The following is an 11,712-nucleotide window of genomic DNA, read 5'->3' on the forward strand; positions in this document are numbered from 1 at the left end:
CCCGCTACGCTAACAATTTCGCGATAGCCTGATGTGTTTTCTCAAATTTAAACTGCGACAACACCTCTGTCATCATGCCTTCAATCTCTGCATTGCAAAGGTTTCCTATACTTCCTTCATGGGTATGGTGTACCGCTTTTCCAGGAGCAAAAGTGCCATTATCAATAGATTCGCCAACTATTTTATATGCTTCTCTAAAGGGAGTACCATTTAACGCCAGCTCATTTACCACTTCTACGCTAAACAAGTAAGCATACTTTTTATCATCCAGAATATTGTCTTTTACGGTAATATTTTGAAGCATAAAAGTGGTCATTTCCAGACATTCGTTTAATGAGGTGATTGCAGGGAAAAGATTCTCTTTTAACAGCTGCAAATCGCGATGATACCCTGAAGGCAGGTTGGTTATCATTAAAGCAATCTCATTTGGCAATGCCTGGATCTTATTGCAACGTGAGCGGATCAGCTCAAATACATCCGGGTTCTTTTTGTGCGGCATAATGCTCGACCCCGTAGTCAATTCGTCAGGGAAGCTGATAAACCCAAAATTCTGATTGATGAACAGACAAACATCCATCGCCATTTTTGCTAAAGATGCAGCAACAGACGACATGGCCTGTGCCAAAATTCTTTCTGTTTTGCCCCTGCCCATCTGTGCGTAAACCACATTATAATTTAAGCGTTCAAAGCCCAGCAAAGCAGTGGTCATCGTTCTGTTTAACGGAAACGAAGAACCATAACCGGCAGCAGAGCCCAAAGGATTTTTGTTGCAGATTTTCCAGGCAGCCAGCATCAGCTCCATATCATCCACCAGACTTTCGGCATAAGCACCAAACCATAAGCCGAACGAAGAAGGCATGGCGATTTGTAAGTGCGTATATCCCGGCAACAATTTATCCTTGTGAGTATTACTTAACGAAATCAACTGTCCGAACAACACATTGGTATTGCCCACCATCTCTTCGATACAGCTTCTGAAATATAGTTTCAGATCAACCAAGACCTGATCATTACGTGAGCGTCCGCTATGTATTTTTTTACCTGCATCCCCTATTCTTTGGGTAAGCAACCACTCTACCTGCGAGTGTACATCTTCAACCGTATCTTCAATAACGAACTTTCCGGCCGCTATTTCAGCATAAATATTTTTAAGTTCTTTTTGGATCTCTGCAAGTTCATCTGCGGTAAGCAAACCTATGCTTTCCAGCATTTCTACGTGCGCAAGAGAGCCTAAAACATCAAAAGCTGCCATTTCCAAATCCAGCTCCCTGTCTTTACCCACCGTAAAGGTTTCAATATCCTTATTTACATCAATATTTTTTTGCCAGATCTTCATGTATCAATTTTTAAAATTTAATCTACTTGCCCCCAACTACCGATTTCAGCATTGCGATATAAAGCTCAATACCTTCTTCAACTTCATTCACATACACATATTCATCAGCCATGTGCGACCGGGCAGAGTCGCCGGGACCGACCTTTACCGAAGGAATACTTAATAAAGCCTGATCAGATGTTGTTGGCGAACCATAAGTAGTACGGCCTAAGGCAAGTCCTGCCTGCACAATTGGATGTGCTTTATCAATAGATGAAGGTTTCAACCTTATCGAACGAGGCTCCACATCGCAATCCACATTTGTACGGATGATCTTTAACACTTCCTCATTTGTATAAGCATCTGTTACCCGCACATCAACTGTAAAAGTACAGGTAGCAGGTACAACATTGTGCTGAGAACCGGCATTGATAATGGTAACGGACATTTTTAAAGGGCCGAACATGTCAGACACTTTAGAAAAACGATAGTTACGGAACCATTCGATATCCTTTAATGCTTTGTAAATGGCATTATCGCCCTCTTCACGTGCCGCGTGACCTGCTTTTCCATGAGCGGTACAATCCAATACCAACAATCCTCTTTCGGCAATCGCCAGATTCATCTGTGTAGGCTCACCCACAATGGCAAACTCCAGCTCGCCTAAATCAGGAAGCACGCACTCTAAACCATCATTACCTGATATCTCTTCCTCGGCTGTAGTAGCCAAACAAATGTTATAATTTAATCCTTCCTGATCATAATAATAAAGAAAGGTCGCTATAAGCGATACGAGGCATCCTCCGGCATCATTACTACCTAGCCCATACAATTTACCATCTTCAACCGCTGCGTCGTAAGGATTGCGCGTATAGCCCGAATTTGGCTTTACGGTATCATGGTGCGAATTTAACAGCACCGTCGGCTTAGCCGCATCAAAATGCTTGTTATATGCCCATATATTATTCAGCTTGCGATTGGTTTTTATATTTCTCTGCTGCAAAAAAAGCTCAATCGCATCAGCTGTTTTATCCTCCTCCTTACTAAAGGATTGAATACTGATCAATTGTTTCAGCAACTCTAAACTATCGTTTTGCAGTTCCGCTATCATCATATCTATTCTTTTGTATATAAAGCACCTGCTTTATTTGCTGAGAGTTTAATTCCTTTTATTAATGATGAGCTGAAGCCATTGTGCTCCATCTCGTTTAATCCAGCTATGGTACAGCCCTTAGGCGAAGTTACCTTATCAATTTCCTGCTCTGGATGTGATTGCATCAGCAACAACAGATCGGCAGCACCTTTAGCGGTTTGCACCGCCATTTTTAATGCTTCATCGGCATGGAAACCAATCTCTACTCCACCTTGCGATGCCGCTCTGATGGCTCTTAAAAAGAAGGCGATCCCACAAGCACATAAAGCTGTGGCCGAGGTCATCAGATCTTCGTTGATTTTAACCACAGAACCTACGGTTTCAAACATTCTGGTTACCTCTTCAACATTCTCTGTGGTCGCATTATCTGTAGCCACACAGGTCATAGACTGTCCAATAGCGATTGCAGTATTGGGCATCGCCCTGATCACCTGTACATTTTCACCTAATTTGCTTCTGATGTCTATACAGCTTACGCCCGATGCAACAGAGATAAACACTTGTTTTTTAGCATCGACAACGGATTCTATTTGTGATAACAAGTTGTTCAATTGTTGCGGCAATACAGCTAAAACAACAATATCGGCATTTGTAACTACGGCAGCATTGTCATCACTAACCACAAAACCTTGCTCGGCCAGTGCGCTTAACCCCGAAATATTTCTTCTGGTTAAACTGATCTGTCCGGGTTCTGCATAATTAGATTTAACTAAACCTTTGGCTAAAGAAATGCCAATGTTTCCGCTTCCTAAAATTGCAATGCTACCTTTAAACTTGTTCATAATTATTTAATTAATCTGGTTCCGAAATTATTCCCATTAATCTTTGGCAATTCATCTGCTTTTCCAATATAAACAGCAGATACGCCGCTTTTTATGGCTTCAAAGGCATTATGCAATTTAGGAATCATTCCTCCAGAAACCACACCTTCATTTTTTAAAGTGTCAAATTGCTCCATCTTTATCTCTGTCACCAATGAATTGTCGTCGTCTATATCGCGCATTACCCCCCGTTTTTCAAAGCAATAGATCAATGAAGTTTCATATAAGTCAGACATGGCAACTGCCACTGCCGAAGCGATGGTATCTGCATTGGTATTTAAAAGCTGTGTTTCCCCATCATGTGTGATGGCACAAAGTACAGGTACCAATCCGGCGTTCAACAAGCTAGACAGCGTTTTAGTGGAAACAGATGAAGCATCCAGATCACCCACAAAACCATAATCAATATCCTTTACAGGCCGCTTCACGGCTTTTATAATGTTGCCATCTGCACCGGTAAGTCCTATTGCATTACAACCTTTTGCCTGTAACTGGGCTACCATATTTTTATTGATTAGTCCAGCGTACACCATAGTTACCACACGGAGTGTTTCTATATCGGTAATGCGTCTACCCTCAACCATTTTGGCTTCTACACCAAGCGAAACGCCCAATTCTGTAGCGATCTTTCCACCACCATGAATTAAAATCTTGTCGCCCGGAAGCGCAGTGAAGTCCAGTAAAAACTGATGCAGCTTTTCCGAATCATCAATTACATTACCACCAATTTTAATTACGTTGAGCTTCTTCTTCATAAGCCTTATAGTTTTTCAAGCATTTGCTTTAACACGGCCTGCGCTGCCCATAAGCGATTTCCCGCTTCATGGATCACCAATGAGTTAGGTCCATCCAATATTTCTGATGAAAGCTCTAAATCGCGGCGAACCGGCAAACAATGCATTACTTTGGCATTATTAGTCCTCTTTAATTTATCATTGTTTAACATCCAACCTTCAGGGTAGGTAAGCACTTTACCATATTCCTTATAGCTAGACCAGTTTTTCACGTAAATATAATCTGCACCAGCCAGAGCCTCATCCAGGTCATGGGTAATATAAGCTCCTGGAGTAAAATCCTCATTTAACTCATAACCCTTAGGCTGCGCAATGGAAAAATCAAGCATTCCTTCTTGCTGAGCTTTACACATCCATTCGGAAAAAGAGTTAGGAACTGCTTGTGGCAATGCTTTAATGTGTGGTGCCCATGCCAAAACAACTTTAGGCTTAGTGGTTTGATTCCAGGTTTCTTGTATCGTAACCAGATCTGCCAAACTTTGCAGAGGATGGCGGGTAGCACTTTCCAGACTCAGTACCGGAACCTTGCAATATTTTATAAATTTATTGAAAAAGTCTTCGTTATAATCCTCCTCACGGTTCAACAATTTAGGAAAGGAACGCAAACCAAGTACATCACAATACTGCCCCATTACGGCTGCAGCCTCACGAATATGCTCTACGGTAGTTCCATTCATTACGATACCATCTTGTGTTTCCAATGCCCAGCCTTCCTTATCCATGTTCATCACCATCACATTCATCCCTAAATTAAGGGCTGCCTTTTGGGTGCTTAAACGGGTACGTAAGCTTGGGTTTAAAAAAACCAGTCCAAGGGTTTTATTTTTACCCAGGTGCTGGTGTGCGTAAGGGCTTTCCTTAAGTGCCAATGCGTCTTTAACCAATTGGCTGATGTCTTGCACATCATTTACTGAGGTGAATTGGTTCATCCTTTTAAAGCGGTTTTAAAGTCATTCAAAAATTGATCTGCCAGATCTTTAGTTAAATTTAAAGCAGGCAACAGTCTGATTACATTAGGCTTTGCCTCTCCAGTAAAGATTTTATACTTAAATAGTAAGTCTTTTTTTACGTTCGACAAGTTTTCCGGCAGTTCTATTCCGATCATTAAACCACGTCCACGCACTTCAACGATCTCTTCTATTTGCTTTAATTCATTAATCAGATAAGTACCTACTTCTTCGGCATTTTCTAACAGGTTATCCTGCTCAATGATTTCTAAAACTGACAATGCAGCTGCGCAAGCCAAATGGTTACCACCAAAAGTTGTTCCCAGCATCCCATGCCAAGGTTTAAACTTAGGTGCAATAGAAATCCCTCCTATCGGGAAACCATTGCCCATACCCTTTGCCATGGTATAGATATCGGCATCAACCCCGGCATAATCATGTGAGTAGAATTTACCTGTTCTGCCATAACCACACTGTACACTATCAGCAATGTACACTGCGTTGTATTGATCGCAAAGTGAACGGATCTTTTGCAGAAAGCTTACAGAAGCTTCTTTAATACCGCCAACCCCTTGTATTCCCTCAATAATTACTGCTGCAATTTCATTTCCATGCTCCGCAAAAGTGTTAGCCAAAGCGGCCTCATCATTATGTGGCAAGAAAATAATGTTATTTGTTTCGTTTACAGGTGCAATGATTTTAGGATTGTCAGTTGCTGCAACTGCTAAAGAGGTTCTGCCATGAAAAGCACCTTTAAAGGCAATCACCTTTTTTCTTCCATTGTAAAAAGAAGCCAGTTTCAGCGCATTTTCATTCGCTTCAGCTCCCGAATTACATAGGAACAACTGGAAATCGGTCTTCCCCGAAACTTTGCCAAGCTTTTCGGCTAACTGGGTTTGTAAAGGAATAACTACAGAATTGGAATAAAAGCCTACTTTATTGAGTTGATCTGTTAAGCGTTTTACATAGTGTGGATGGGTATGACCAATAGAAATTACGGCATGACCGCCATACAGATCTAAATATTCCTGACCATTTGCATCCCATACTTTACTACCTGATGCTTTTACAATTTCTATATTATTTAATGGATATACGTCGAATAAGTTCATTTTCTTAAAGGTTTTGCCGAAGTGCTTACTTCGGCGTTGAATAAATAATTTAATTAATCAGAATGGAGCGGTTAACTTAAAATGCTACAGCTTTTAGCCGGAGCCCTTCGGTCTCTTCCAATCCAAACATTAAATTCATATTCTGCACCGCTTGTCCGCTTGCACCCTTTAATAAATTATCTATTATACTTACAATAAACAGCTTAGCACCATGCTTTTCTACATGCACCAATGCCTTATTGGTATTTACCACTTGTTTTAAATCGATATTCTTTTTGCTCACATGCGTGAAAGGATGTGCAGCATAATAATCCTGATAAATACGTTGTGCTTCTTCGGTTGTCAAGTCGCTTTCCAAATACATTGCGGCTAAAATCCCTCTTGCAAAATCACCACGTTGCGGGATAAAGTTAATCACCTGATCAAACTTTTTGTTGAGCTGTTTAAGGCTCTCACCGATTTCATTTAGATGCTGATGTTCGAAGACTTTATAAACGGACAGGTTATTGTTACGCCAGCTAAAATGCGCTGTTGTAGACAAGCTCTGCCCTGCACCGGTAGATCCCGTTGTAGCGTTGATATGTATTTCGCTTTTAAGCAAACCTTTTGCCGCCAGCGGAAGTAAGCCCAACTGAATGCAGGTAGCAAAACAGCCCGGGTTAGCAATAAAACTACTCTCCTTTATGGCTTCTCTGTTCAGCTCCGGCAAACCGTAAGCCCAACGGGTACCCGCATTGGCTTTTAGTCTGAAATCCTGACTTAAATCAATGATTTTAATTGCTTTATTAATGTCGTTACTTTCCAAAAACTCCTTTGCAGCCCCATGTCCAACACACAAAAACAACACATCAATATCGGACGAAAGTGAATTGGTAAAACGTAAGTCTGTATCGCCATACAAATCGGCATGAACAGCAGAAACCGGGTTTCCGGCATTGCTGTTGCTATGTACAAATTTAATCTCTACAGAAGGGTGATTGATTAGAATGCGAAGTGTTTCGCCTCCAGTATACCCTGCACCACCAACTATACCTGCTTTAATCTTCATGACTATTTACTTTATGCCAGATCATTACCTGGTTACCAAAAATCTTAGAAAATCCTTTTACATCCTCACCGCTCCAGGCGTTGTTCATTTCGCCATAGCTGCCAAATTTATTGCTCATCAAGTCATGCTCAGACTCAATACCAATAATATTGAAACGGTAAGGTAGCAATTCTACGAATACTTTCCCACTAACTACTTTTTGAGTGTCGGTTAAGAAGGCTTCGATGTTGCGCATAATTGGATCGTGAAACTGTCCTTCGTGCAGCCAGTTGCCATAGAAACCAGACAATTGCTCTTTCCAGGAAAGTTGCCATTTGGTTAAAGTATGTTTTTCGAGGGTATGGTGAGCTTTGATGATCACAATTGGCGCTGCTGCTTCAAAACCCACACGTCCTTTTATACCAATAATGGTATCTCCAACGTGGATATCTCTGCCAATACCATAAGGTTGTGCAATGGCCTGCAATTTTTGAATGGCCTGAACAGGCGCTAAAGTTTCGCCATCAAGAGCCACTAACTCTCCTTTTTCAAAAGTCAATTCAATTTTACGGGATTTTGTTTCCGAAACTTGTGTAGGCCATGCTTCTTCTGGTAAAGTCTCATTAGAAGTTAATGTTTCTTTTCCCCCTACTGAAGTTCCCCATAATCCTTTATTGATTGAATATCTCGCTTTTTCGGCGCTATATTCCACACCATGAGCATTCAGGTATTCTATTTCCGCTTCGCGGGATAATTTTAAATCTCTGATTGGCGTAATGATCTCTACGTTAGGAATGATGATATTAAAGATCATATCAAAACGTACCTGATCGTTACCTGCTCCTGTACTTCCATGAGCTACATAATCAGCACCAATCTTTTTTACATAATTAGCAATGGCAGTTGCCTGACTTACACGCTCTGCGCTTACAGAAAGTGGATAGGTAGCGTTTTTCAATACGTTACCAAAAATCAGGTATTTAATACAACCGTTATAATAATTTGTAGTTTCATCAACTACAGCATGAGAAGCTACACCAAGGGCGTAAGCACGCTTTTCAATTTCCTGTAACTCTTCCTCAGAAAATCCACCTGTATTTACAATTACAGAATGAACCTCAAGTCCACGGTCCTGAGCAAGGTAAATACAACAAAACGAGGTATCTAAACCTCCGCTAAAAGCTAAAACAACTTTCTTCTTCATCTTAATATGACAGCTATTTAAATAAAATACTAAACAATAGAAACAGGGATTTCAGGCCCTTTTTATTATGGGGCTTTGATTTAAGCACTAACCTTTGCTTAATGCGCATAAAACGCTCGTACAGCTTAGGCTTTTTGTGCAGCTCTTCAGCAAATTTCTTTGCCACGTCGTGCTTTTGTGCTACAGGATCGTACAGCATTGCGGTACACATACAGTTTTTACGTTCCTTCATTTTTAATATTTCGAAGTTAACGCAACTTTGGCAACCTTTCCAAAATTCTTCATCCTGGGTAAGTTCGGAATAAGTAACCGGCTCGTAGCCAAGATCAGAATTGATCTTCATTACGGCAAGGCCTGTTGTTAAACCAAATATCTTAGCCTTCGGATACTTTTGTCGGGAAAGTTCAAAGATTTTTTCCTTAATGGCATGGGCTAAGCCTGCCTTACGGTATTTAGGACTAACGATAAGTCCTGAGTTGGCCACGAACTGCCCGTGAGTCCATGTTTCTATGTAGCAGAACCCTGCCCATGAGCCATCTTTATGAAATGCAATAACGGCTTTACCATCCGCCATTTTCCCTGCCACGTACTCCGGAGAGCGCTTAGCGATACCTGTACCTCGTGCTTTCGCCGATTCAGCCATCTCTTCACAGATTTCTTCTGCAAAGACACGATGTTCAGGAAGTGCAACCTGCACTATAAAATCGTTTATATTCATTAATATGATAACGAAAAAATATAAATGTTCTGATTAATTGTTTTTTGAGAGGCAATCCTCTTCGTAAATGGCCTGATATAAGGGATTTACTCAGATCCGCGGCGTATAGGTTTGCCGGTTCGTAGTCACAAAAAACACGGGTTGTAAACGTTCAATAAACAGACTTCTTGAAGCAATATTCTTTGCTTCAACAATAGAAAGTTTATGCGTTGCGTGTTTGATCATTTTCTGTTTATAATAATTATTTGAATGAGTTGAGGCGCAAAGGTTTAAATAAATATTGAGTTGTGCAATACGTTTTTAATTTTTTTACATTTTTATAATGAAAAAATGCTTTTAATTTAATGGCATGAAAAAGTGCCTCATCATCCTATGCCTCATCATCCCAAGAGTGGTTTTGTCGCAAGACATCAAACTTACCAGGGCAATTCTGGATACACTCACCTCCAAAACGATGTGGGGAAGAGGCTATACCCACAATGGGCTTGGGAAGGCTGCCGATTATATCAGCGCTCAATTTAAGACATACGGGCTTAGTCCGATGGGCGGAAAAACATTTAAGCAGGACTTCTCTTTCTCTGTAAATACCTTTCCGGGTAATATGGAACTCAAAATAAATGGCAAATCGCTTGTCGCCGGGAAGGAGTTTATTGTAATGCCCGAAAGCATGGGAAGCGTAGCAAGTGGCAAGCTGGAACAAAAAGACAGCACGGTATTTATTTCATCGACGGATAGGCTTGTGCTGGTTTTGAAAGATAAACTAACCTGGTCGGTAAGCAACAAAGTGGCCGACTATACGGGTATCGAAGTACTTAAAAAGGCCACAACCATACCGGAAACCTTTGATATAAATATCGAAAACCGCTTTATCCCGGAATTTAAAACGGCAAACATTTGTGGGCTGGTCAGAGGAACCATGCGGCCCGACTCCTTAATTGTACTGACGGCACACTATGATCATTTAGGCGGAATGGGGAATACAACTTATTTTCCCGGAGCAAATGACAATGCCAGTGGGGTTTCCTTTTTGATGAGTATGGCTAAACATTATGCGGCTAATCCAGCCCCCTACACCATGGCATTTATTTGCTTTTCGGCCGAAGAACCCGGTCTGATCGGCTCGCAATACTTTACGGAACATCCACTTATTGAACTGAATAAAATCCGCTTTTTAGTTAACCTCGATATGGTTGGAACCGGAGAAACGGGCATTACCGTAGTTAATGCAACTGAATACCCAAAAGAGTTTGCTCTGCTAAACCAGGTTAATGATGCCCATCATTACCTCGCAAAGATTAATTCCAGAGGTAAGGCGGCAAATAGCGACCACTACTTTTTTTCGGAAAAAGGGGTTCCTGCTTTCTTTATTTATACTACCGGAGGTATAAGTGCATACCATGATGTTTTTGATCGTCCTGATAGTCTTCCTTTCACTAAATACAACGATCTTTTTAAGCTGTTTGTCGATTTTAACAACAAACTCATGCAGTAATGCTTCTTTTTCATTTTATTCGGCATAGTTTAAACCAATTTCCTTTAATTTCGTTGTTAATAAAAAAACAACCTGATTATGTTCGATAAATTGATGGCGGCACAACAAAAAGCCGATGAAATAAAAAAACGTCTGGATACAATTTCTGTTTATGGTGAAGTTGAAGGCGGTGCAATACGTATTACTGCTACGGCAAATAAAGCGATTACCAGTGTAGAGATTAATGATGACTTTTACAAGCAAGCTGATAAAGAAGAGCTGGAAGAGCTACTGCTTACGGCCATAAACAAGGCCCTTACTCAGGCTGATCAGGTAAGCGCCACAGAAATGCAGGCTGCGACCAAAGATATGTTGGGTGGACTTGGTGGTATGTTTGGACAATAATACTCACGCTTAATAACTAAATACAGATGAAGTATACTTATTATGGCCAATCCTGCTTTCTGCTTGAAGCTGATGGCAAAAAGTTTCTTTTTGATCCTTTTATTACGCACAACCCTCTGGCTAAACATATTGATATCAAAAGCATTGAAGCCGATTATATCCTGGTTAGCCACGGGCATGGGGACCATGTCGCCGATCTGGTAGAAATTGCAAATCAGACCAAAGCACAGGTAATTGCGATGGTTGAGGTTGCCGGCTGGATCAGAAAACAGGGTGTACAAAATGTAACTGATGTAAATTTTGGCAAAGCTAAATTTGACTTCGGAACATTGCGCACTGTCTGGGCAACGCATTCCAGCAGCAATCCGGATGGTAGTTATGGTGGTAATCCTGCCGGTTTTGTATTGGAACTGGAAGGGCAAACGATATACTATGCCGGAGATACTGCACTAACTATGGAGATGAAAATCCTTGCTGACTTATATCATATGAATTATGCCATTCTTCCTATTGGCGGTCATTATACCATGGATGCTGACGATGCAGTTGTAGCAGCAAAATACCTTAACTGCGATGAAGTAATTGGCGTACATTACAATACTTTCCAGCCAATTCAGATAGATACTGAAGCAGCAACGGCTAAATTTAAAAGAGAAAATAAGACGTTACTTTTACCGGAAATTGGTGAAACAATTGAGCTTTAATTGTAAAATACCTATTCAAAAAAGAGCCAGCATCATGATTT

The 11,712-nt window shown here is 40.9% G+C and carries 13 protein-coding genes; 3 read left to right on the forward strand and 10 right to left on the reverse strand.

Features of this window, described 5'->3' with window-relative positions:
• Positions 1–4 precede the first annotated feature (4 nt).
• The 10 genes from argH to P0Y49_20850 all read right to left on the reverse strand — a co-directional run bounded on the left by argH (position 5) and on the right by P0Y49_20850 (position 9,316).
• The gene (gene argH, locus P0Y49_20805) at positions 5–1,336 is read right to left on the reverse strand and encodes an argininosuccinate lyase (protein ID WEK19220.1); all 1,332 of its coding nucleotides are present in this window, start codon (positions 1,334–1,336) and stop codon (positions 5–7) included.
• 22 nt (positions 1,337–1,358) lie between these two features.
• Positions 1,359–2,426 carry a M20 family metallo-hydrolase gene (locus P0Y49_20810; GenBank protein WEK21817.1) on the reverse strand — a complete coding sequence of 356 codons (1,068 nt, stop codon included), beginning with the start codon at positions 2,424–2,426 and terminating at the stop codon, positions 1,359–1,361.
• A 5-nt stretch (positions 2,427–2,431) separates the two neighbouring features.
• Entirely contained in the window at positions 2,432–3,250 is an 819-nt protein-coding gene (gene proC / locus P0Y49_20815) for a pyrroline-5-carboxylate reductase (GenBank protein ID WEK19221.1), read from the reverse strand.
• A gap of 2 nt (positions 3,251–3,252) precedes the next feature.
• The gene (argB, locus tag P0Y49_20820) at positions 3,253–4,044 is read right to left on the reverse strand and encodes an acetylglutamate kinase (protein WEK19222.1); all 792 of its coding nucleotides are present in this window, start codon (positions 4,042–4,044) and stop codon (positions 3,253–3,255) included.
• A 5-nt stretch (positions 4,045–4,049) separates the two neighbouring features.
• Positions 4,050–5,012, reverse strand: coding sequence for an acetylornithine carbamoyltransferase (locus P0Y49_20825; protein ID WEK19223.1), 963 nt, complete (start codon positions 5,010–5,012; stop codon positions 4,050–4,052).
• Positions 5,009–6,142 (reverse strand): aminotransferase class III-fold pyridoxal phosphate-dependent enzyme, encoded by a 1,134-nt coding sequence (locus P0Y49_20830; GenBank protein WEK19224.1) that lies wholly within the window; start codon positions 6,140–6,142, stop codon positions 5,009–5,011. Before P0Y49_20830 ends, P0Y49_20825 begins: the two co-directional genes overlap by 4 nt.
• Positions 6,143–6,218: 76 nt before the next feature.
• Positions 6,219–7,190, reverse strand: coding sequence for an N-acetyl-gamma-glutamyl-phosphate reductase (argC, locus tag P0Y49_20835; protein ID WEK19225.1), 972 nt, complete (start codon positions 7,188–7,190; stop codon positions 6,219–6,221).
• A complete protein-coding gene (argG, locus tag P0Y49_20840) occupies positions 7,180–8,373 on the reverse strand; it encodes an argininosuccinate synthase (protein ID WEK19226.1) in 1,194 nt (397 codons plus the stop codon). The genes argC and argG overlap by 11 nt, the downstream gene beginning before the upstream one ends.
• A 13-nt stretch (positions 8,374–8,386) precedes the next feature.
• Positions 8,387–9,091 carry a GNAT family N-acetyltransferase gene (locus tag P0Y49_20845; protein ID WEK19227.1) on the reverse strand — a complete coding sequence of 235 codons (705 nt, stop codon included), beginning with the start codon at positions 9,089–9,091 and terminating at the stop codon, positions 8,387–8,389.
• A 90-nt stretch (positions 9,092–9,181) separates the two neighbouring features.
• Positions 9,182–9,316, reverse strand: coding sequence for a hypothetical protein (locus P0Y49_20850; protein ID WEK19228.1), 135 nt, complete (start codon positions 9,314–9,316; stop codon positions 9,182–9,184).
• A 124-nt stretch (positions 9,317–9,440) separates the two neighbouring features.
• Here P0Y49_20850 and P0Y49_20855 point away from each other — a divergent pair, with 124 nt between their 5' ends.
• The 3 genes from P0Y49_20855 to P0Y49_20865 all read left to right on the forward strand — a co-directional run bounded on the left by P0Y49_20855 (position 9,441) and on the right by P0Y49_20865 (position 11,671).
• Complete coding sequence (locus tag P0Y49_20855; GenBank protein ID WEK19229.1) at positions 9,441–10,583, forward strand: M28 family peptidase; 1,143 nt, start codon at positions 9,441–9,443, stop codon at positions 10,581–10,583.
• A gap of 78 nt (positions 10,584–10,661) precedes the next feature.
• The gene (locus P0Y49_20860) at positions 10,662–10,967 is read left to right on the forward strand and encodes a YbaB/EbfC family nucleoid-associated protein (protein WEK19230.1); all 306 of its coding nucleotides are present in this window, start codon (positions 10,662–10,664) and stop codon (positions 10,965–10,967) included.
• A gap of 26 nt (positions 10,968–10,993) precedes the next feature.
• Positions 10,994–11,671, forward strand: coding sequence for a metal-dependent hydrolase (locus P0Y49_20865; GenBank protein ID WEK19231.1), 678 nt, complete (start codon positions 10,994–10,996; stop codon positions 11,669–11,671).
• Positions 11,672–11,712: the final 41 nt, after the last annotated feature.

The organism is Candidatus Pedobacter colombiensis, from assembly GCA_029202485.1.
Classification (GTDB): domain Bacteria; phylum Bacteroidota; class Bacteroidia; order Sphingobacteriales; family Sphingobacteriaceae; genus Pedobacter; species Pedobacter colombiensis.